The 23,860-nt window shown below is 40.9% G+C and carries 18 protein-coding genes; 12 read left to right on the plus strand and 6 right to left on the minus strand.

The window, feature by feature from the left end; all coding sequences use genetic code 11:
• Positions 1-11: 11 nt before the first annotated feature.
• Genes ACP8HI_RS24150 through ACP8HI_RS24165 form a run of 4 tightly spaced genes read right to left on the minus strand, consistent with a single transcriptional unit; the run spans position 12 to position 4,111 of the window.
• On the minus strand, positions 12-1,034 hold the full coding sequence (locus ACP8HI_RS24150; RefSeq protein ID WP_438348650.1) for a Gfo/Idh/MocA family protein: 1,023 nt from the start codon (positions 1,032-1,034) through the stop codon (positions 12-14).
• Between the two features lie 27 nt (positions 1,035-1,061).
• Positions 1,062-1,901, minus strand: a complete 840-nt coding sequence (locus tag ACP8HI_RS24155; protein WP_438348651.1) for a carbohydrate ABC transporter permease — start codon at positions 1,899-1,901, stop codon at positions 1,062-1,064.
• Complete coding sequence (locus tag ACP8HI_RS24160; RefSeq protein WP_438348652.1) at positions 1,894-2,766, minus strand: carbohydrate ABC transporter permease; 873 nt, start codon at positions 2,764-2,766, stop codon at positions 1,894-1,896. Before ACP8HI_RS24160 ends, ACP8HI_RS24155 begins: the two co-directional genes overlap by 8 nt.
• Before the next feature lie 19 nt (positions 2,767-2,785).
• Entirely contained in the window at positions 2,786-4,111 is a 1,326-nt protein-coding gene (locus tag ACP8HI_RS24165) for an ABC transporter substrate-binding protein (RefSeq protein ID WP_438348653.1), read from the minus strand.
• Between the two features lie 326 nt (positions 4,112-4,437).
• Between ACP8HI_RS24165 and ACP8HI_RS24170 the strand changes: the two genes are divergently transcribed.
• From ACP8HI_RS24170 to ACP8HI_RS24190, 5 genes are all read left to right on the plus strand, one after another.
• Entirely contained in the window at positions 4,438-5,316 is an 879-nt protein-coding gene (locus ACP8HI_RS24170; RefSeq protein WP_438348654.1) for an AraC family transcriptional regulator, read from the plus strand.
• Positions 5,313-5,879, plus strand: coding sequence for a class I SAM-dependent methyltransferase (locus tag ACP8HI_RS24175; protein WP_438348655.1), 567 nt, complete (start codon positions 5,313-5,315; stop codon positions 5,877-5,879). The genes ACP8HI_RS24170 and ACP8HI_RS24175 overlap by 4 nt, the downstream gene beginning before the upstream one ends.
• A gap of 211 nt (positions 5,880-6,090) precedes the next feature.
• On the plus strand, positions 6,091-9,411 hold the full coding sequence (locus ACP8HI_RS24180; protein WP_438348656.1) for an ABC transporter substrate binding protein: 3,321 nt from the start codon (positions 6,091-6,093) through the stop codon (positions 9,409-9,411).
• A 64-nt stretch (positions 9,412-9,475) separates the two neighbouring features.
• Positions 9,476-10,924 carry an FAD-dependent oxidoreductase gene (locus tag ACP8HI_RS24185; protein WP_438348657.1) on the plus strand — a complete coding sequence of 483 codons (1,449 nt, stop codon included), beginning with the start codon at positions 9,476-9,478 and terminating at the stop codon, positions 10,922-10,924.
• Between the two features lie 396 nt (positions 10,925-11,320).
• Positions 11,321-12,253 (plus strand): MBL fold metallo-hydrolase, encoded by a 933-nt coding sequence (locus ACP8HI_RS24190; RefSeq protein ID WP_438351973.1) that lies wholly within the window; start codon positions 11,321-11,323, stop codon positions 12,251-12,253.
• On the opposite strand, the gene ACP8HI_RS24195 is transcribed toward ACP8HI_RS24190, so the two are convergent.
• Positions 12,250-13,203, minus strand: coding sequence for a TRM11 family SAM-dependent methyltransferase (locus tag ACP8HI_RS24195; RefSeq protein WP_438348658.1), 954 nt, complete (start codon positions 13,201-13,203; stop codon positions 12,250-12,252). The genes ACP8HI_RS24190 and ACP8HI_RS24195 overlap by 4 nt on opposite strands.
• 178 nt (positions 13,204-13,381) lie before the next feature.
• On the opposite strand from ACP8HI_RS24195, the gene ACP8HI_RS24200 reads away from it, so the two are divergent.
• Positions 13,382-13,705 (plus strand): hypothetical protein, encoded by a 324-nt coding sequence (locus ACP8HI_RS24200; protein ID WP_438348659.1) that lies wholly within the window; start codon positions 13,382-13,384, stop codon positions 13,703-13,705.
• A 307-nt stretch (positions 13,706-14,012) separates the two neighbouring features.
• On the opposite strand, the gene ACP8HI_RS24205 is transcribed toward ACP8HI_RS24200, so the two are convergent.
• A complete protein-coding gene (locus ACP8HI_RS24205; protein WP_438348660.1) occupies positions 14,013-14,450 on the minus strand; it encodes a MarR family winged helix-turn-helix transcriptional regulator in 438 nt (145 codons plus the stop codon).
• A 120-nt stretch (positions 14,451-14,570) separates the two neighbouring features.
• Here ACP8HI_RS24205 and ACP8HI_RS24210 point away from each other — a divergent pair, with 120 nt between their 5' ends.
• The 6 genes from ACP8HI_RS24210 (at position 14,571) to ACP8HI_RS24235 (ending at position 23,860) form a co-directional block, all read left to right on the plus strand.
• The gene (locus ACP8HI_RS24210) at positions 14,571-15,158 is read left to right on the plus strand and encodes an NAD(P)H-dependent oxidoreductase (RefSeq protein WP_438348661.1); all 588 of its coding nucleotides are present in this window, start codon (positions 14,571-14,573) and stop codon (positions 15,156-15,158) included.
• Positions 15,159-15,255: 97 nt separating this feature from the next.
• Complete coding sequence (locus ACP8HI_RS24215; protein WP_438348662.1) at positions 15,256-16,656, plus strand: DUF4832 domain-containing protein; 1,401 nt, start codon at positions 15,256-15,258, stop codon at positions 16,654-16,656.
• A gap of 21 nt (positions 16,657-16,677) precedes the next feature.
• A complete protein-coding gene (locus ACP8HI_RS24220) occupies positions 16,678-18,750 on the plus strand; it encodes a choice-of-anchor Q domain-containing protein (RefSeq protein ID WP_438348663.1) in 2,073 nt (690 codons plus the stop codon).
• 206 nt (positions 18,751-18,956) lie between these two features.
• The gene (locus tag ACP8HI_RS24225; RefSeq protein WP_438348664.1) at positions 18,957-21,140 is read left to right on the plus strand and encodes an NAD-dependent epimerase/dehydratase family protein; all 2,184 of its coding nucleotides are present in this window, start codon (positions 18,957-18,959) and stop codon (positions 21,138-21,140) included.
• Positions 21,133-22,026 carry a hypothetical protein gene (locus tag ACP8HI_RS24230; protein ID WP_438348665.1) on the plus strand — a complete coding sequence of 298 codons (894 nt, stop codon included), beginning with the start codon at positions 21,133-21,135 and terminating at the stop codon, positions 22,024-22,026. The genes ACP8HI_RS24225 and ACP8HI_RS24230 overlap by 8 nt, the downstream gene beginning before the upstream one ends.
• A 1-nt stretch (position 22,027) precedes the next feature.
• The gene (locus tag ACP8HI_RS24235) at positions 22,028-23,860 is read left to right on the plus strand and encodes a DUF2194 domain-containing protein (RefSeq protein ID WP_438348666.1); all 1,833 of its coding nucleotides are present in this window, start codon (positions 22,028-22,030) and stop codon (positions 23,858-23,860) included.

Here is a 23,860-nt window from a genome sequence, read left to right on the forward strand (position 1 = left end):
AATAAATCCTCCTAAAATGTAACCGAGTATTTGAAGTCTATGGATCGAAGCATTGTATCTGCGACATTCACCAACATATTGGCCTCTTTAATCGAACTATAATGTATGTCAGATTGATTTAAGATTGAATCGCAACTCTCCTGAAGCTGTTCACGAAGAGCGGTGAAGGAGCTATCCAATAGTTCCTCGCTACCTGGCGAAGTGAGAGAACTTCTGTTCCATGGATCACCAAGAAGGAAGTATAACTCGCTTGTATCAATCGTAATCGTTCCTTGATCTCCAAAGCAGGTCAAAGAACCGCTTGTTAATTGTTCCGATTGGTGAGGAGTTTTGCCGTGCGTCGAAGTCGGTGTTGTCCAAGTATTCGTTAAACAACCATTCACGCCGTTATCAAAAATAAAATCGAATCTGTCAATATTTCTAATTCCGTTCTGCATCGCTTTGGAGCCGAAGGTTTCCATCCAATCGAATCGGATGGCATCCGACAACCAGAAGGCGATATCCATCTCTGGGATAAGATTCTCGTAAAAGGTTGGCAAACGATGATACATTGGATAAAGATCCTCGCTACGGGAGCGTGTTATTTCAATTCTCTCAAGCTTCCCGATCTTGCCGTCCTTAATGGCCTGATAAACCGCTTGATAAGGGGCAAGTCGACGAAGTAATCGAGATACGAAAATATATCGATTGTTCTGGATAGCTTGCTTCCAGATTTCGACTGCAGCTGCCGGGTTTGTGGCGAGTGGCTGCTCCACGATGATATGTTTACCACTTTGCAAAGCATGAACTGCAGGTGAATAGTGCTCAATCTCATGCGTTGTAATGCTAACTAGATCTATATTATCTTGAGATAGCATCTCCGATTCGTTGGCGTAACGCGTATGAATGCCATATTTATCGGCAACCATACGCAATCTATCCTCATCCTTGTCACAGATGGCGACCACTTCAACCTGATTTAGCGTTTGATAAGCCTGTAGGTGACACTCACCCCAATGGCCGAGTCCAATAATCCCTACTTTTAATTTTTTCATGATTGTAAACTCCCCGTTCTAGAGCCGTTATTTGATTGAACCGGCGGTAAGACCATTAATCATATATCTTTGTAAGAAGACAAATACAATACACACAGGTATAGTGGCGACTAGCGATGCAGCCATTAAATCGTTCCACTCAATTTTGTCTTGCGAAATGAGCTGTCCTATACCGACCGGAATCGTCTTCATATTTTCGGTCGACATGAGAATGAGAGCGAACATATATTCATTCCAACCCATAACGAACGCATAGATAGCCGTAGCTACGATACCAGGAAGAACAAGTGGAAGAATAATTTGCCAGAACGTGCGGAATGGACTAGCACCGTCGATGGACGCTGCTTGGTCGAGTTCTTGGGAGATTGTATCGAAATAACCTAACATCATCCAAGAACAGACTGGGATCGTGATTGCGATATACGTAACAACAAGACCTAACAACGTATTTACAAGCCCGAATTGAGTCATGATTTTATAAAATGGTACGAGCAGCATAACCGTAGGAACCATCTGAGTTACTAACAAGAAGGTCAAATAGAAACCTTTACCTCTAAATTTAAATCTAGATACTCCATATCCAGCCAGAGTTGAAAAGAAAATGGAAACAACGGTCGACGCTCCAACGACAATCAAACTGTTCTTGAAATAGTCTAGGAATGGGTAATCGCTCCATATCCGTTTGAACGCATCGAATGTCGGATGCTTTGGGATCCATTGTAGAGGTATTGCAAACGTATCTGCCTGAGATTTGAAAGAGGTAGAGATCATCCAGAATACGGGCACAAGTACCATTAATGACGCACAGATCAGGATCCAGTAAGCGGCAATTTTACCCTTATTATTTCGAGAATTTGATTTAGTCACGGGATATTAACCTCCTAGACACATAGCTGATTAAGAAACAGATCAGGAAGACGATAAACGCCAGAGCAGATGCTTGTCCGAATCTGAAATCAGAAAATGCAAGTTTATATATATCGACACTTACAACGCTGGTCGAATTCACTGGACCACCATTGGTAAGGAGTTGAATGATGGTGAAATGTTTAAACCACCATACCGCTTCCAATATTAACGTCGTTTGAAGTACCGGTTTGAGACTTGGAAGAGTAATGTAAATGAATTGCTTCCATTTGGTTGCACCGTCAATTTCAGCGGCTTCGTATAAATCTTCTGGAATGGACTGAAGCCCGGCTAGTACGAAGATCAGCACGAGTGGGTATCCCTTCCAGATGACCACGAATGCGACGGCCAGTAAAGCAAGGGAGGTGCTACTCAGCCATGCAACCGGTTGATCAATGATATGAAGGGACATCAGTATATTATTAACGAGCCCGTAAATGGGATCATATAGCCACTTCCACAGTAGCGCAACGACGACTTCGGGGAATAAATAAGGAAGTATGAGAATAACTCTGAACAACGTTCTTCCTTTAAGCTTCATATTAAGCAATAAAGCTAACGATATTCCGATAGTAAAGACTCCGACGAGAACCATTGCTGTAAATGAGAATGTAACAAGAAGCGAATGAAGGAAATCTGGCGTCGTGATTGCTTCCCAATAATACTTTAAACCAACGAAATCCCAACGATTCATTAAATTCGTGTCGAATAAACTGACATAGAAACCATAGATGATCGGATATGCGATCAATACAAGTAGCATGATGGCAGAGGGTAGGATAAATCCATACCCTGCCGTCTGCTTCCTAGAAAAGTTGTTTTTCACTAGGAATTCTCCTTTTCTCTTACTTTTGATTGCGCTCAATTTCTAATCGAACGACTTCTGCTGCTTTATTAGCTACCTTTGTGGCATCCGTATTGTTGCCTGTCAACATGGTTTGATAAGCTGTTCCTACAGCTGCTTGTACCTGTGAGAAGAATGGAACTACAGCTTGAGGAACCGCATATTGTTGCGCATCGACGAAACCCTTATACACTGGAGTTTGAACCTTTGGATCGTCTCCAGCTTCCATACGAGTTGGCATACGTCCTGTATTTTCAAAGAAATGGATTGCATTATCTTTTTCAACGAGAAATTTCAAATATTTTACTGCAGCTTCTTTATTCTTGCTCGTCTCAGCAATGGAGAAGCCAAACGGACTTAAGTTCGAAGCATGGACTTCTTTCTTCGGAATCGGAACTGCGGCCAGTTTACCCTCTAGTGCTGGATTTTTTTCGATAAGACCTGCAATGGAGTGGGAGCCCGAAATGACCATTCCAATTTTGTCATTGGCCATTAGTGTGACATTATCCGCGTAAGCGTTCTGCATAGCACCCGGTGGAACTACTTTGTACTTATTGGCTAAGTCGCCGAAGAACTGGAATGCTTCAATGGCTTGCGGACTATCCAATTGGGTTATCCAGTTGCCGCTTTCATCCTCCATCAGTTCACTAGCGCCGAAACTGTGAAGAATCGGGAAGAATCGATAAGTACCTGAGCCGTTGTTCGTACCGACCATACCGAAGCCGTACTGATCCATCGAGCCATCACCATCTGTATCCTTCGTGAGCTTTTGGGCTGCAGTTACGAATTCATCCCAAGTTGTAGGAGGTGTTAGGCCTTCTGCTTCAAACCAATCGGTACGGTAGATCAAAGCAATTGGAGTCGAGAACCAAGGGACGTATTGTAGCTTGTCGTCAATGGTTGCTTCTTTCAAGATGCTAGGATAGAAGCCATTGATATAATCCTCTCCTAGCAGCTCCGTTAGATTTGCTGTGATTCCCATATCGTTCGCCGTCGCATAGAAATCTGGGGTATTCAAGAAAATATCTGGAAGTTGGTTCCCCGTAGCCAAAGTGGCGATTTTAGTGAACGCATCATTTTGTGAAAGACCCATAAACTCGATTTTAATGTCAGGGTTTTGTTTCATAAATTCATCCGCAAGTTCTTGCTCGAGTGTGCCTGCAGGTTTCTCTACAATCGTCGAAGACATAACCTGCAACGTAATTTGTTTCTTGGAATCCGCCTTGCCGCTGGTATTATTTGAAGAGCCACCACAAGCTGTGACGACTATGGACAAACAAATAGCTAAACTAAGCAAACCAAATAATACCTTTTTCTGTCTTTTCATGAATAAGCCCCCTTGATAATAATTGTAATCTCGTTACACATGGATTTTCCCCTCGAAAGAAAGGTCTTATTTCAGTTTCCTAGTGTTTAACTTGGAAATAGAGAAAATAGAGGGGTATAATAGTAGAGATGAATCCGCTTTCGTACACATCGGGACTAACATCTCTAGGTATTTGACCATCCATATGGTTCCGATGTATTAAGGATAGCAATCGTTCGGGATGAAAACCATTACAATATGCAAAGACTTCTTATACTTTTGGAGACATGAATGTTGGATCAAAGAAATCACGACAACTAGACTAGCATCCGAAAGGAGATAAAATTATGCAATATCTATTTCAACTATCACGTGTATACAACGCTATTCATTTGATTTCGATTAACTATTCTAGCGCCGAAAAGAACTGGTCGTTCCCAAACCATCGACATACGATATTTGAATTCAAGCACTGCATTAAGGGGAAAATAGAAATAAAAATAGATGGGATCACCTATATAATGACCGATGGAGATTCAGTCGTTATGAAAGCAGGTGTGTACCATCAGATGGAAATGCTGGAGGATAGCGTTTATTTCGGATTTCATTTTGATATCGAAATGCCTTCGATCTACTCTGTCTTTGAATCGATAACGGATCCAATTGTTCCATCAGAAATGAAGGGATTTATTGTTGATTGGTTAAATCAATTTCTAGCGGCGTTTGGGAATGATTTTAAGCAATTGCATCATCTTCCGAATACCCGGATCCAGTCTTCCGTGGAGAATAGCTTGAAGTCGCTCAAAATGCATTCCAGCTTTGTTGAGTTTCTGTGTGCGTTCGGAAGTTACTATTATGAACATTCTCAGAAATTGGACGATATCATTTCACCGTCACATAAGAAGATTGCTCATCAGGTTGCATATGAGCTCAACAATACCGATCAATATAACTTGCAAGTGGGGGATATCGCTAAGAAGCTAAATATGCATCGCACTCATATTACTAACTGCTTCAAGGAAGTCTATAGTATCACGCCGAAGCAATACTTAATGCAACTTCGAGCGCAAAAGGCTAAACAGCTCTTAATCGAAACGGAGCAAACAATTGAAGAGATCGCTGATCAGTTGATGTTCTCGTCGCCAGCCCATTTCACCAAATACTTCATTCAACAGACGGGTAGCTCTCCTTCACATTTTCGTGGAAAAAAGGGACACCATTCATGACAGGTACTTTCTATCACATAGGTTCTGTGGTTCTAGCGGTGGCTGTATTGTGGGCAGTAATCTCCATTGTGTATGTTAGCTGGAAGAACGGGATATCCCCCATGCCTTCATCTGCGCCTGTCAGACGGGCTGTGATCTTTGAGATGAATAGAATGACCGAAGGAGAACGAAGACTGATCGTGGAAGCAGGTTCAGGGTGGGGAACCCTTGCGCTCGATGTGGCAAGGAATACTAGAGGTTCGCAGTTTGTTGGAATAGAGAATTCCTCCATTCCACTAGGGATATCTAAACTAATGGCAAGAATTAACCAACAGACAGAGGTTACTTTTATCCGTGGCGATATTTACAATTACTCATATGGGAATGTGAACGTGGTACTCTGTTACCTATACCCAGGTGCGATGAAGAGACTAAGTAAGATATTGTATGAGCAACTAGCCCCGGAAGCGATCATTATAGCTATATGTTTCGCCTTGCCTGACTGGCAGCCTGAACGTGTGATCACTTGCGGGGATTTATATCAAACAAAAGTGTATGTATATCGAAAAAGGTCTATTAGCTGAAAATTATAATTCTTATAGGTCTAAAGATTTAGATAAGTTTTTTAGGAGTATAAGCAGGAAGAAGGATATGAATTAACGAAATAGAGTATAATGTCGAATTTACGATTAAATTTGTCTTAATATGTTAATTACCCATGGTAAATTATGATAGAATTAGAATGTCAGTGTAATACCTTCTAGTGATGTTTGAACAGATGAAAGGGGTAAATCTATGGGGCCGCTCAAATGGAAGAGAATATACATCATTATTATTGCGGTTTTACTGTTCGTGAGTACTGCTCCATACATATCTGTTTTTTCTGCAGGAAGAGAGGAAATACCACAGAAGAATATTTTAATTTTGAATTCCTATCATAAAGGGTACGCTTGGACAGATGACCAGATGAATGCTATATCAGAAACGTTAAAGGGTTCTGAAGTAAGGACCATTCTCTATACAGAATATATGGACTGGAAGCGTCATCCAGTTGAGAGAACGATCAAGTATTTCTATGACACTATAAAAGATAAATATTCGGATATACCGATTGACATGATCGTCGTTACGGATGATGCGGCCTTAGAATTTGTAATAGAATATAGAGAAGAACTACTTAACAACGCTCCTATTATATTTAGCGGTGTCAATGAGATAGGAATAGAGGAGATTATAGACGATCGTCACGACATGACAGGTGTAGTTGAGATGATTGATCCGATTGATACGATTAAGATGGCCTTAGAAGTAGATCCATCTATTAAGAAAGTATATGTCGTGTTTGATAATTCGGATAGTGGTCTTTCTTCAGGGAAACTTCTAATGGAAAAGCTTCATTTGATAGACGATCAAATTACCGCAATTCCACTGAATAATCTAACTGCGGATGAATTACTAGCTAAAGTTACTGGTCTCACTTCAGATAGTGTGGTACTAGTGACGACCTATTACAGTGATGCAGTCGGAAAAACGGTGGAGTTCGATCAATTTTACAGGGAATTGAGTGAGAAGAGTAGAGTACCGATGTATAGTATTTATGATTATACTTTAAATCAAGGAGCCATCGGGGGAAGTATGATCAGCGGCTATCTTCAAGGAAAGATTGCCGCAGAAATGGCAGTAAGAGTTCTTCAGGGAGAAGATCCTAACGAGATGCCCTTTGTTACGACGAATATCACTCGGGATGTCTTTGATTATGAGCAACTCCAACGATTTAACATCTCATTAGATAGGTTACCCGAGGGGAGTGAAGTGATAAACCAGCCCTTTTCCTTTTATGAGACGTATAAGATTCTTGTGATTTGTACGATAAGCGTCATTATTATTTTGATTAGTTTAATAGCGATTCTTATATTCTATGTTGAGCAAGTAAAGAAAGTAAGAAAGAAATTAGCCCAGACTAATGAACGCTTTGATCTGGCTACCAATGGTTCGGAAGCAGTCATTTGGGATTTAGACATGACGACGAATGAGCATTATTTCTCAGATAGCTGGTATGACATATTGGGCTACGAGATGGGCGAAGTGAATGAATTTCACGGGGGTTGGAGGACGATTCTGCATCCTGAAGATATTCAGGCAGAGGCTAGGCAACGACAGGAACATATAGAAGGTAAATCTAAGTATTATTATTGTGAATATCGTCTGCTGAGTAAATCAGGAGAATATAAATGGTTCCAGACAAGAGGTACAATGATGAGAGGCCTCGATGGATACAATAGTCGTTTTGCTGGTTCGATGACAGATGTGACGGATCGAAAGGGTGTTGATCTTGAACTTCAACGGAGTTATGAGGAGCTTGAGACAACCTACGAAGAGCTTACAGCCTTACAAGAGGAACTTACGGAGCAATATAATAGGCTGATTGAAAGCCAGGAGATACTCACAAAGAATGAAGAAAGATATCGTCTGATCACGGAAGCCACGAACGATGGTATTTGGGATGTCAATTATCAGACGGATGAATACTTCTATTCTCAGCGATGGTATGAATTATTAATGATAGATGATGGAGAATTAGATGGTAATTTCATGAAGAACGATCGGATTCATCCCGATGACTTAGAAATATATATGGATTCTGTAGAAGAGCATACAGTAGGGAAGAGTGACTTCTATCAGTGTGAGGTTAGATTAGCGCTTGCGAATGGTACATACAGGTGGTTTCTCCTTAGAGGAAAGGTTCTATTCGATGGAAGTGGACAAGTCTATCGAATGGCGGGTTCCATTTCGGATATTGAGTTGCTGAAGGAATCGCAACGAAGATTGCATGGATTGGCCTATAATGATGTGTTAACTGAGTTACCAAACAGGCTGTCATTATCAGTTGTATTTAGAACGTTTATCGAACATAGCAAAGATTCCAAGGCAGCATTATTCTTCTTGGATATCGACAACTTCAAATTTATTAATGACTCGATGGGACATACTTATGGAGATCAGCTGTTGAAAAAGGTAGGTATACGTTTGAAGGGGCTATCGGATGGTCATCAAGTCTGTTTCCGCTTTGGTGGAGATGAATTTGTTATATTCCTAACCAATATTAGAACAGACGATGAAGTGATTCAATATGCAGAGACCCTAATGCATGCATTTAAGGAACCGTTTCAGTTAAGTGAGAGTAATGTACATATTTCCACAAGTATAGGTATTGCGCAATACCCGGAGAACGGGTTGGATATAGAGGAACTCCTGAAGAATGCTGACTTAGCGATGTATAAAGCGAAAGAGACGCGTAAAGGTAACTTTGTTATCTATGATCAATTCATGCAGGACTCTCTTGATGAAAGAATCGCTATAGAGAAACATCTGAGAGAGGCTATCACGAATCAAGAATTCTGTCTTTATTATCAACCGCAAGTAAGTTTGAATACAGGAGAAGTAGAGGGGTTTGAAGCTCTAATACGGTGGAATAGTCCTGTTCTTGGATTTGTATCTCCTCTTTCTTTTATTGAGATTGCTGAGGAGTGTCGCCTAATCATACCCATTGGAGAATGGGTGCTTAGAACGTCTTGTTACTTTATTAAAGACCTTCACCGACAAGGGTATGAAGGTTACCATGTATCCGTAAATATATCCGTCGTTCAATTGATGCAGGAAGATTTCACAGATATGGTGTTAAAAGTTCTAGAAGAAGTAAATCTGAGTCCCGAGTGTCTGGAATTGGAGATTACGGAATCGATCATTATGGAATCTTTTGAGGAGAGTAGTGCTAAGTTAGAGTTTCTAAGGTCTAAAGGAGTGGCTATTGCTTTGGATGACTTTGGAACGGGATATTCCTCCTTAAGTTATTTGAAACAACTACCTATAACGACGTTGAAGATTGATAAGTCATTTATGGACGGTGTTCTAGGTCACCCTAGTGACGCGTCGATTACAAGCTGTATGATTGCAATTGGACATGAAATGGGATTGAAGATCGTTGCTGAAGGGATTGAAATAGAGGAACAACTTACGCTGTTGAAACAAATGAATTGTGATAAGGTTCAGGGCTATTTCATCAGTAGACCGATTCCAGCGCAAGATGTAGTGAAGTGGCTTGAGAGCCGAGTGTAGGGATGAATAAGGATTACATGTAATCACAATATATATTATGAGAAAGAGGAGTGTTGAATGAAGCATGAAGTCAACCATTAGATGTTCAAGATACCTAGTTTCATTGATCATTATGGCATTCATTGTTCAATGGATTAGCCCGTATACTATTTCTTATACGGTTGAAGCCAAATCATCTTGTGGTTCGGGTTGTAGTCGCTACGATGTTGTCGTCATCGGAAGTGAGATTCAAGGTGCCTTGCTTGCCAAAGAAGCACATCAACTGGGATTGAAAGTACTAATTTTAGATCCGCGAAGTAAGCAAGGTGGTCAATTGATACAGGGTCAAATGTATGTTCTAGATGAGCCCAATGATAAGAAAGGGAGAAGTCTGGTTCAAGGAGATATAAAGAAGTTATTCGACGGCTATAAGGCAGGAACGATTCGGAAGGATGCGGACTTTAACCGTTATTTTCAGAGTGTCATTAAGAATATACCGCTACGCAGTGGTATAGTGATTGAGTCTGTGAATGTTGTCTCCCAGAAACAAGATAAATCTCTGAAATCAATAACATATCGAGCTAAAGATGGTGTGAAGTATACTGTTGAGGCAGAATATTTTGTGGATAATAGTGATTTTAATGCATTGACGAGTCACTTAGATGTTAAACGAATTCCAGGTATGGAGAGTATTTATAATGGTAGCAAGCCAGATTATATGGCGGCAACCCTTGTTTTAAATTTCAAAAATGTGAATTGGAGTAAATTGCATCAAGCCGTGTTACAGGATTACCCGCTTACCAATGTTAGGGAGAAGTATGGTCCTAATACATACGTCGATTGGAATTATGCGACAGGATTTAGCAATATAACATATAAATATAAGCCGCTCGATCCGCAGTTTGTGCTGCGGGGAATTAACTCCACTTATCAGAAGGATGGGCAGGTCGTTATGAATGCCTTATTAATATTTGATGTGGACCCTGCTGATCCGAAATCGATTGAGTCAGCTATAAAGAAAGGTAAAGCAGAAGCTCCGTTGATACTCAAATATTTACGTAAGAATATACCTGGGTATGCCAAAGCTGAACTAAATGGATTTCCGGAATATTTGTACATTAGAGATTATAATCGTTTTGAAACAGAGTATATTTTGGATTATCCTGATTTAATGTCTAGTAAGATGTTCTGGGATAATGTTAGCATTGCTAGCTATGGAACAGATCTACAGGCTACTACTAAAATTCCTAAAGGACATAGCTATGGTCACCCTGATCGTTATGGTATTCCTTTGCGCTCCTTTGAATTGAAATCATATGAGAATGTTCTTGTTGTGGGGAGCAATATTGGTGCAACGATCAAAGCTTATGGTAGTGCACGCATTATGCCTAACACTGCACTAGCAGGACAAACGATCGGTATTATTCTGGGTAAAGAGCTGAAGAATAAACGGTTAAGAGAGCTTACTCCAGCCGACTTCGTTCGTATTCATAAATACCTACAGAAGGATTATCGGATTGCTCTACAGAGTTGAGTTAGAATAATATTAGGGTAGACTCGGACGTCCACTGGGCGTCCTTTTTATGTTTCAGCAAGTTTCGAGCGTTAAAATTAACATATAGACTAAGCTAAATTGACGTAAGTAGCTAGATGATTCATTATACTGGTATAGGAGTGACGGATGATCTAGTCAAATGCGACAGCGCTTGGTTAGAGTATTCATATATTGAAATTATGAAAGACGAGGTGACTCATCATGGAGGCTGTTGTAATCATTTTGTTTAGTATTGTTGCCATTATGGCTTTGGCCTATTGTCTAATGAGATACTATCCTGCATTTGGTGGGGATTCCTCTAGGCGTTTAAGACAAAGCGTAAGCCAATCTACTAATTACTCCAAAGGAAAGTTTATTAATCAAATACCAACATCTATGGATAAGAGCTTCAAAGGAACAATCTCTATGCTTGTTCAGTTCGTGAAAGGAAATCCAAATGGAAGACCTCGTGAACCGTTACTAGTGGACTCAATAAATCCTATACGTAAGGAAGGGGAGCAGAAAGATCAGATTACATGGTTGGGTCATTCGGCATTGCTAGTTGAAGTGAAAGGACTGACGCTGCTATTAGATCCAATGTTGGGAACAGCACCTTCTCCATTTCCGCTTATCGGTGGGAAGCGTTATAGCAAGAAGCTATCTATTGAGATTGAGGCATTGCCAGTTATTGATGCTATTCTGCTCTCCCATGACCATTATGATCATTTGGACTATGGTTCCATCATGCAGTTAAAGGGGAAAGTGAAGCATTTCTTTGTTCCGCTAGGTGTGGGTGCTCATTTAGAGAGATGGGGAGTTAGTGCAGAGAAGATTACCGAACTAAATTGGTGGGATAAGGTTAGCTTCGAGGGGGTCACGTTGGTGAGTACGCCAGCAAGACACTTCTCAGGAAGAAGTCTGTTGGATAATGATACTACCCTGTGGTGTTCTTGGGTTATAGATGGGCAATCAACGAAGATATTCTTTAGTGGGGATTCGGGGTATGGTCCTCATTTCAAGGAAATCGGTGATCTGTACGGTCCCTTTGATATTACTCTCATGGAATGTGGTCAATATAATGAACTCTGGGCGGGGATCCACATGATGCCGGAGCAAACGATACAGGCACAGGTAGATGTACAAGGGAAATTGATGATTCCAATCCATTGGGGTGCATTTAGCTTAGCGTTACACGACTGGACCGACCCGATAGAACGAGCTTTGAAGGCTGCCGCAAAAAGTAATGTAGCCATCTCCACACCGAGAATAGGGGAGACCGTATGGATTGGATCATCTAATTATCCTAAGTCTGCTTGGTGGAGAAATTAAGTACACACAACAATATGTCTAGAGAAGGATCTCTTTCTAGCAACACAACGATCGGTAATAACAAAGCCTGCCTCGGCGATCATGTCATCCATCGCTTCGATTGTAATAATGACCACCTTACTTGCGAAACGGCGAGCATGTCGGAGAATCGAGAGTTGTTCCTCTGGCGTTGTAGACGAGAACAGATTATATGGCATATCGATAATGGCAACATCGTAGGAGTCCGTGATATCAGAAATATCTCCAAAGGTAACTACACTAGTGTATCCGAAGTGAGCGATATTCGCCCGAGCTCCCTGAACGATCTGTGGATTGATATCTCGCCCCACGATGTCGATGCCCATGGAGAGTGCTTCAACCAACACGGTTCCAATACCACAGCAAGGATCAATGGCATGAATCCCGTTGGGATTGGGAACGGCAATGTTGGCAACGGCTCTTGCTAGTCGCGTCCCGAGTGCAATGGAATAATTACGAGGCTTCTTCATATGGAGTAACCATACTGCATCATTTTTGCGATATTTCCCGAAATACCAGCGTCCGCCTAAGGTCACGATCCCAAACACATGATCCGGGTTATGAACATCAGCTTCACCGTTGATATGTAACCCCAGATCCTTCTCCATGATTCGTCTATCCTCATACGATACTTTGTTCGCTTCCGCAAGGTCATTGATTTTCACGAAAATAACCTTGAATGTCTCTTTATTCAATACGATGTCTTCCACTTGCTTGAGAATATCTGCTAAGTTCTGCCCTTCGTACATGATTTCGATCTGTTCTTTAATAAATGGACTGCGACTAGGGTCAATATCAATAGGGCTCTTCATAATAAAAGATTCTGTTTCCTGTCCGAAAAGTGAGCGCATCTCCAAGCCCCATAAGGAGCGTTCATCATCACTACATGCAAAAGTGTATATAAATGTTGGTGTATGGCTAATTGTATTCAATAATATCCCGTCCTTTTTAGCGTGAAATTGTTCTTCTTAAACCTTATCCGTAAAAGTCTAGAAAAGCAAAAAAAATACGAACTGAATGTAGGTAGCATGATAAGATGAGTGAAAGGCATTAGAAGGATGAATCCCCAATCAATAGACTACAAGAACGGAGTGTCAAGAGATGAGTCAAATGGATACGAAACGCGCAGCACAACTAATAGAGAAATGGATTTCAGTATATGATATGGATGATGTGAAGGCATGGGAGCGGGATGAGTACCCATTTATAAAGGATACGTCTAAAGCGATGAAGCTCTCAGTTCAAGTGTTACGAGGTAAAACGGCTGCAAATGGGGCTCAACTCCAGGAAGCCGCAGCACAATTATTAGAATACGTAGACGAATACGGTATGGACACCCCGGAGGAGTGGGAGAAGGAGAATATTCCTTTTGTAAAAGAGGTTCTAGAAGCAATCCACTTTACCGTTGCTTTGCTTAAGAAGGGAAATAAGTAAATTCACGATGATTAAATGAATAGTAGCATTATTAAAAATGCAAGTTCAAAAAGTCGGATTTTCAGCACCGAGAAGATTGGATGAAGGTAGGGAGAGAGGAGCGGAGCGTAGGCAGTACCTACGTGAGCACCGGAAGGACTGGCTGAATTCAATCTTCGATGTCGAATACGCTTCTAGATATACTTCGTGATCAAAAGATGACTTTTTGAACAACCTCTAAAAAGGAACAAGCTCTTCCCATCTAGGGGAGAGCTTATCTGCATTCATAGGAAGTATCCCACACGAAGTAACTCTTCGCCGATCAGAATCATTTACCTGAATGAAACACTTTGGAGTGAAGCACATCCAGAGCAAGTCCGATTTGTTCTAGGTCTTCTTCGGAAGTATCCTGAATGCGTTGCAAGAAACGGGTCTCTATGTGATGAAAGGCTTGGTTCATCATAGCTTGACCTTCTTGGGAGAGACGGATATATTGCTTTCGTCGATCCTCCGGAACAGCGAATTTCTCACACAGATTCTTTTCGCTAAGTTTACGCAGTTCACGACTTGTGTTGGGCATGGACATATGTTGACAATCACTAATTTGGCTAAGGGTAACGGGCTGACTAACCGCTAGATATTCAAGAATATGATACTGGACAGGGGTAATCGTATCGGATTTCACGTCTGTTGTAATCTCATTCGTCACTTCATGAACAGCAGTAGTAAAAGCTACAAATTTTTGGAAAAGTACTCTTTTGTCCACAGTAATCACCTCTTATTGACACGATAACAAAGTAATTGTCATAAAACAATTATCATTTGACAACTAAAAATGTAGTGTGCTACGATTTACTTATCAAATGATAAGTAAGGAGATGGTGCAGTGAAAACGTTAGTTATTTATACTCATCCGAATCATCAAAGCCTAAGTTATGCATTTTTACAAAAAGTCCTTCAAGGGGGCAGTGAGAACCCCAACATAACGGAGATCAAGGTACTGGACCTATACGAGGAAAAGTTTGATCCAATCCTGGTATTCAATGAGAATAAACGCAGAAGAGATATGCATTCTAATCCTCAACTTGAGAAGTATCGAGAACAAATAACTTGGGCCGATAAAATAGTCTTCGTGTATCCGATCTGGTGGGGACGGCCACCCGCTATGCTTATGGGGTATATCGACCAAATGTTTGCTTCAGACTTTGCCTATAAGGATAAGGGTGGAGTTCTGCCAGAGGGGCTATTGAAGGGGAAATCGGCTGTTTGTATATCTACGATGAAGGGTCCTACATTCTATCCGTTGTTCTGGTTGAATAATGCGCATAAAGTGCTCATGAAAAAGGCCTTATTGCAATATGTAGGCATAAAAAGAGTGAAGTTTTTTGAATTCGGGAATATGGAGAGTCCGAAGGGAAGACATGGGGAGAAATTGAATAAAGTATATCGTTATTTCAATATTGTTCCCGATTGAGTATCTACCAAGAAATATTTACCACTCTGTTGATCCGTAGTACACTGTGTATCAGTAGTAATATGAATCTGTGACATTACGGGGAAGAAGTGATATTTTGAAAAGTCAGATTAGGGCGGGTACTCTTGTAGTATTAAGTAGTTGTCTCATTATTATTGGGTTGGTTTGGTTTAGATACGATACGAGAAAGGTGACCTATCTTCCTGTACCCATAGAGGATGTGTTAAACAATCCATTCATGGGATTCGTAGCGGACGCACGTTATATTCCTGATACGGAGCAACCAGTATATCGGTTGGCTCACGTGAATATAACGTGGAAGGATTTAGAGCCTGAGCGGGGACAGTATGCCTTTGAGCAGATAGAGAGGGACAATAACTTCGAAGAATGGAATGCCCGGGGTGTGAAGTTTATCATTCGTCTAGTGCTAGATAAACCTTCAGAGATTCCACATATGGACATACCAGATTGGGTACATGAATTAACGAACCAACAAGGAACGGAATATGATATAACGTGGGGCAAAGGATTTAGTCCGGACTATTTCAATCCTACATTGATTACATTGCATCAAGAACTCATAGAGAAGTTGGCCGATCGCTATAATGATGATCCAAGAATTGCTTATGTACAATTAGGAAGTCTTGGTCACTGGGGGGAGTGGCATACGATCAATGATGAGAGTACAACGATTCCTTTTCCAAAGATTGATATAGCCGACCAGTATGTGAAGCATTATATAAAAGAGTTCACAAAGAAACATTTGATGATGCGCAGGCCTTATCCACTTGCTGAGCAAACAAAGATGGGGCTCTTTAATGATGCTTTTGGTAATCAAGAAGCAACGGTTGAGGGATTTGATCAGTGGGTTAACTATGGATATACGTTCTGGTTAACGGATGAACCGATGCCAGCTATGCGTAATTATTGGACTCAAGCTCCAGCAGGTGGCGAATTTTCTTCGGCCGAAGCACCTGAGTATTACTTTGAGGATGAGCATATTGAAGAGACTCTGAGCCAGATTAAGCGAACCCACCCTAGTTGGCTTGGACCGTATGCACTGAATAATGTGCCAGCGGAGGGGGAAATAAGACGGAATGTCGATAGATTCATGACGACGATCGGATACCGGTTCTCCCTCCTCTCAGAGACACACCAAGAGAGTATTAAACCGGGTCATAAGATGCGTGTTAATATGGAATGGATGAATAGTGGCGTTGCACCCTTCTATGAAGCCTGGCCTCTTGAGCTTTCGCTGGCTGATGCAGATGGGAATATTGTAACGCAGCAAATAACAAAGGAAGATATCCGTACATGGCAGCCTGGTAACAAGAAGACGCAACAAACGTTACAGATCCCTAATGATGTCGTAGCAGGAACCTATACAATATGTGTAGCCGTAATTGATCCGGATCTCCAGTTACCAGGAATAGAGTTCGCAATGGAAGGTAGACGCGCAGATGGGAGATATACGCTAGGATCTGTTATTGTGAAATAACACGAAGGGGAGTGGGCAATCATGAGTAAGACAAGAATGAGAAGTAATGGTTTGACACGTAAGATTTCTCTCTTCTTTTTTACGTTGGCTATCATCGTGGGCTCCTCCTTTCTGAATGGGAATAATACTAACTCAATCTATGCTGCAGAACCGGGTATTTATTATGTATCCACTGCTGGGGATGACAACAATCCAGGGACGTTGACATCACCTTGGAGAACAATTCAAAAAGCGGCCAATACGCTCTTACCTGGGAATACCGTTTATGTGCGTGGGGGGACCTATTCGGAGTATGTATCTTTCAAGCGTTCAGGTACGCAAGAGGGAGGATATATTACTTTTCAGAACTATTCAAATGAAATCCCCGTGATTGATGGAACTGGGAAAGATGTAACAAGTGCCAATCAAGCATTGCTGTATTTATCGAATGTGAGTTATGTGAGAATCAAAGGATTCGAAATACGAAATCTAGTCACAACCAGTCAATCACGGGATCCAGCCGGTATAAGGGTGAGGGGTATCGGAAGCTATATTCAACTGTTAAATAACAATGTTCATCATATTGAGAATAGGGCAACGGAGGGTAACGCTCACGGAATTCATGTGCTGGGTAGCAGCATCCAACCGATGACCCAGATTGATATCCAAGATAATGAAGTGCATGATCTTATCACCGGAAGTAGTGAATCTGTTACGCTCAGTGGCAATGTCGATGGATTCACGATTATGCGTAATCATATTTATGAGAACAACAATATTGGGATAGATGTTGCTGGATTCTATGGAGCATGCTCAAATCCATGCGTGGATCAGACCCGTAATGGTGTGATTAGTGGCAACACGGTTCATCATATCGATACATCTGATAACCCCGCATACAGAAAGGGATCACATATTGCGGCTGGAATTTATGCTGATGGAGCTACGAAAGTTCTGATTGAGAGAAACCATTTGTATAGTAACGATTTTGGGATATCATTAGCTAGTGAGGCGCAGGGTCGATCTACAAGTGATATTAGGGTACAGAATAATTATATCCATCACAATTATGGCGCAGGGCTAATTATGGGTGGCTCAGGTCCGGGGAATGGCGGTACCTCTAGCAATGTCATATTAAATAACACATTTGTGGAGAATGATAGTCTGAGGCAAGGATATGGCGAGATTACGCTACAGTGGAATAATGTGAACAATCAGTTTATGAATAATATTATGTATAGCAACTCGCAGAAGGTGTTACTCAATAAAGTAAACAGTAGCGGTTCAGGCAATATATTTGATTATAATCTGATGTACAATATGGATGGTACGAGTGGGGCCAAATGGGGTTGGAATGGTACGTCGTACAGTACTTGGGCTACGTATAAGAAGGCTAGCGGGAATGATAGCCACTCGATGTATAGCGACCCTCTTTTTATAGATAAATTGCAGCATAATATACAGGTGAAGACAGGCTCGAATGCGATTGATAAAGGATCATCTCAGAATGTGGATGTTAGATCCTATGATTATAATGGCTTAGCAAGAATACAGGGGGAATCGGTAGACATTGGAGCGACTGAACATGTTCCATCACCACTGGACGACAACCCGCAACCCCCTCAGATCACAGCTATGGATGATGCTTATTGGAGTGAAGTGGCTACTTTAAGTAGTGGAACGGGTCATGCCCGTATATTGAAAGCTACCAAAGATAGTTCGAATCTGAATATTTATGTTGCAGGAAGTAGCTTAACTAGCAAGGGTCAAATATTTATTAATACAGACAACAACACAAAGACAGGATTCGCAGCCCCTTATTGGAAAACAAGTGGAGCAGACTATTTGTTAGAGAATGGTACTCTCTATCGTTACACCGGAACGGGCGGTTCTAACTGGAAGTGGACGCAGGTGAAGAACGATAAAGGCGCGCAGAATTACATCGTTTCCAGTACCGTATTCAAAATACTCATTCCTTTAGTAGACTTGGGTACTAAACAAGCTAATGTGATTAAGATTGGATATGTATGGAACGACTCGAATAGCGATAAGTTACCAGGTAGCGGCGATCTGTTAATCGTGAAGGATGCCGCAGTTACAACGCTGAAAAAGTAAATAAAGAGTGAATCTAGTTGCTAATACCTATAAAGATAATGATAAAATGCATTGTAATATGGCATTGATCGCTATCTTTATAGGTTATTTTTGTTGTGAATAGTCCGTTAGCACTTATTATAAATAGGAAAAGTATGGTACAACTTCCCACTTCATGCTAATATAAAAATGAAAATCTAATACAATTATTGACATGGGGTGGACTTGTGAAGGTTTTAGTAACGGGTGGATATGGATTTATTGGCTCTCATGTGGCGGAAAGGTTTAATAAAGAGGGGTATGAAGTCTTTATCATAGATAACTTAGTGTCTGGGAACATACATAATGTGAATTTTAAACATAAGGGATACCGTCTATCCGTTGAAGAACGGAAATGCGAAGAGATCTTTCGATCTAATCGATTCGATGTGGTGGTGCATTTAGCTGCTCAGGTAGATGTCATGGCATCTATTGAGAATCCTCGACAGGATACGAAGTCGAATGTTCTGGGATTAGTGAATATGTTAACTCTAGCGAAAAAATATGACGTAAAGAAGTTCATTTTTGCATCATCGGCAGCCGTTTATGGTATGAATGATCAACTACCTTTGAACGAAGAAGCACCATGTAATCCGATATCGCCGTATGGGATCAGCAAGTGGGTGGGTGAGTCGTATTGTCTTAAGTGGGAGCAGATGTATCAATTGGACACGCTTTGTTTTCGGTTCTCCAACGTGTATGGTCCACGCCAAGGTAGCGTAGGGGAAGGTGGTGTGGTTTCCATATTTATGGAACGGGCCCTGAAGAACCAAGACTTACTTGTTTACGGTAATGGTGAACAGACACGAGATTTCATATACGTAGAGGATGTAGCGGATGCGATATACAGATCATCCTACTCACAGTTATCAGGGGTGTATAACTTATCTACGAACATCGAGAATTCAGTGAATACATTTATTGATATTCTTACAGAGTTACATGATGTTAAAGAGATTGTATATAAGGCTCAACGCAAGGGAGATATTGAGAGATCAACGCTAGACAATACAAGAATAAAGAGGGACCTGGATTGGTCACCAATTTACACCTTTACAGAAGGATTAAAACGAACCTATACCTGGTTTAAACAGAATGATTCGGTTTCCGAAACGGAACTAATGAAAGAAACGAAGCCTTCAGAAATGAAACTACTAGGTAAGAGGATCAAACCGTTTGTAGAGAATCTGGTTGTGTTTTTTCTAATTGCCTGGGTTGCTTTAAGCCAGATGGACATTTTCCTTGGATTTATAGATATCAAAATGTTCTACATTATGATTATAGGTATCATTTATGGGAAGAGACAGTCTATAACGGCTTCTGCGCTATCAATAGGGTTACTAATCTATCAGAAGTTACTAGATGGTCGTGAGCTTATTTCGTTATTGTATGATACGGAATTCTTCTTTCAGGTTGCGGTGTATTTATTCATCGGTCTAGTGGTAGGGTATGCTATTGACCGGAAGAATAGATTGATAGAATCTCAATTAGCTCAGGTGGAAGATATCGAGGAGAAATACGAATTTCTAAATAGTGTGTATTCGGAAGTTCGAGAAGTGAAGGAAGAGTTACAACAAAGAATTCAGAACAGCGAAGATAGCTTCGGGAAAATCTACTCGATCACGAAAGAATTGGAGAGTCTAGTTCCGGAAGAGATTGTTACTTCAACGATCAGTGTGGTGGAATCCATTATGCGTACGAATGATGTGTCCATATATACAGTGAACTCCAATGGTAGCTATTTAAGACTGGTAGCCCATTCGATAGGACGAGAAGCGGAGAAGAATAAGTCGATAAAAGTTGAGAATTTCAGCTATATTAATCAAATGTTCCTGGATCGGAAAATATATGTGAATAAGAATCTAACAGAGGGTATCCCCTTGATGTCGGCTCCTATTCAGAATAACGGTGAGACTGTAGCGATCATAGCTATAGATGGGATAGAGTTTGAGAAGTTCTCATTATATCATCAGAATTTGTTCAAAATAACGGTAGATTTGGTCTCATCCGCTCTATCAAGAGCATTCTCTTATATAGAGGCAACGGAAGGTCAACGTTACGTTGAAGGGACTTCTATCCTAAATAAGGAAGTATTCGCAGTCATTCTACAGAACAAGAAGCTTGCTAAGGCCAAACATGATATTAATTATTTGTTAGCGTCTTATACCCTGAAGAGTGGATCACTTTCAGAAATCTCGCAAAAGATGACAGGTTTATTACGGGAAACGGATTATATTGGCATGGGTGCAAATGGTGATATCTTGATTCTATTATCGAATTCTGGATTGTCCGAAGCTTCGCTAGTGGTTAAGCGATTTGCTGATCAGGAGATTTCGTTACAATTACTAGAAGAGGAAGTTGTTCATGGCTAAACTTATTTTTATCGTCTATATCCTATTGTCAGGTGTCTTCATAAAGTTGATTTATCGCAATCTGCCCCGTGAATGGTTATTGAAGTGGTTGATTGTTAGTGCCTTACCTGTTGTCGGCTGGTTATTTCCCGTATTCTGGCCGAAGCAATGGGTTCAAGCGAAGAATGGGGAGATGGATGCTGGTCTATTCGCGGATGGGGATGACCCAACGGTTCTTCAGACAGGCATACATGCCATGGTTGAAGTGGAGAAGGAACTCAATGTTGTCTCTATCGAGGAAGCATTACTTGTAAGTGAACATGCCGCACGACGAACGGTGATGATCAATGTATTGAAGCAAGACTCCATGAATTATATGGATATATTACAAAAAGCGGTTAGCAACGAAGATACGGAAACATCACATTACGCCGTAAGTGCAGTGATGGAGATGAAGCGTAAACTAACCATATCCCTTGAGGAACTGTCTTTTAAATATGAATCGAATAAAGAGGATGCTACTATTCTTCGCGCTTACGCTGACGTACTGAGTAGCTATATTAAGAGTGGATTCTTAGATGAGCGGACATTAAGGAAGCATAAATTCACCTACATCTTGGTGCTTAAGCAACTAATCGAAGTTGTACCAGAAGAGGATGCGGCTTATATAGAGAAAGTAGATGCTGAACTGGAAGTGGGCGATTTACTGGAAGCGGAGAACACTGCGCTACTGTATTTGGATCGTATTCCCCAAAGTGAGGATGCTTATCTCTGTTTGCTGAAGGTATATTTCTATACGAGGTCATATCGTAAGATGCAGGAAACATTACACTTGCTGAAAAGGTCACCACTTAGTTTATCTCATCGTGCATTGACCTTGGTAAGGTTTTGGTCGGAAGGGGCATAATATGAAGAAGGGTTTTAGTATTAATAAAAATATTTACGTCATTCTGGCAGCGATTGTTGTGCTAGCTATCATTATGCAGGTCTCGCGTTCAGAGTATGTTTTGCAGTTTAGTAGAAATACGAATCTGGCAGAGAGTCGCCAAATATTCAATAGTAATCTTGGACAAGCTGAAGCGACTGATTTGGGTGGACCTACAAGTTGTGTATTGTATGACTCGGAAGAAGAGGTCAGCGTTAGTGTTAAGAATAATGCTACCCGATTATTACAATATATGAAAAGAAAAACATTGAGTATAGACACGAGTGTTGATTCGATCAATCTAGATTCGTGTGCCATGACGATTATTACGAATCAAATTCTTGATGAGATAGGCAATATCGACTCACTGTCAGATTACGTTAATGATGGTGGTTATGTCATGTTTACGAATACGTTAGAGATGGACCATACTTTTAATAAAATCTATCGACAGTTAGGTATTATTTCGAGTTCCGAGCCCTTTCTAGCACAAGGAATTGAGTTGAAATCCAATGTACTCATTGGAGAGAAAGACCTAATAATCGATGATCCCTATGTAGCCAATTCAATGAATAGAATTGAAATTGATGACTCTTCAGAACTACTTGCTACAAGCGTCGATGGGATGCCTTTGATGTGGAGGAGAGATCATGGTCAAGGGGCCTTTATGGTGTTTAATGGGACGATGTTAGTAGAGAAGATTAATAGAGGCCTTATTGCAGGAGGTATCTCTTTACTGGAACCAGACTTCATATACCCGATATTCAACTCTAAACAAATATATATCGATGATTTCCCAGCACCTATTCAAAAAGGTATAAATGATTCGATATACCAACAATATCACAAAGATGTGTCACATTTCTATCGTGATATTTGGTGGCCAGATATGTTGAAAGCAGCTAAGAATGCGGATTTGAAATATACAGCGGTGTTAATACAATCGTATACCGATCGAGTGGATCCCCCATTTAATTCCCCAGTTGATGAGGACCGTTATAACTTACTGTCGTATGGCCGAGAGGTCATTAAGAGTGGCGGCGAGATTGGAATACATGGATATAACCACCAATCGTTACAGATGGACGAGGAGATTGCAGATAATTATGGATATAAGGTGTGGCCAAGTACTTCAGTCATGTCTCAATCTATTTCTGAATCGTTGAAATACGCGAATATTTCATTTCCCAATTATAAAATTATGAGCTATGTACCCCCTTCCAACATGATCAGTTCAGAAGGGCGTGAAGCATTGAAGGAGGCCTGGCCCGATCTAACCGTGATTTCTTCGTTGTATGAAGAGGATATAACGAATATGTCGTATATCCAAGAATATGAGGTCGCAGAGGATGGCATTATTGAAATGCCGCGTGTAACATCCGGGTATGTGGATAATCCTATTGAACATTGGGCTGAAGCGAATACGATTACTTCTCTAGGCATTTACTCACATTTTGTCCATCCAGATGACGTTCTAGATGAACTTAGAGGTAAGCAATTATCTTGGGCGGAGCTATATAAAGCTTATTCCACTAAATTAGAAAGATTAAAGAAAACATATCCGTGGCTTCGTGCGATGACAGCGACAGAAGGCGCTATTGATTTGGAGAAAGTATTGAACTCCAGAGTGGAGTGGACCAAAGAGGTTGATTCAATTCGGGGAGATATCACGAATTTTCAGGACGATAACTATTTTGTTCTACGAACAGCAAGAAGTATAGCCCAGTTGAAACATTGCTCTGTCAGTAAAATTGATGAGAATACCTATTTAGTAAAAGCAACAGAAGCGAAATTTCAAATCGGATTGGGTGGTTAA

Origin of the sequence: Paenibacillus sp. FA6, assembly GCF_051550225.1 — a bacterium.
Classification (GTDB): domain Bacteria; phylum Bacillota; class Bacilli; order Paenibacillales; family Paenibacillaceae; genus Paenibacillus_AQ.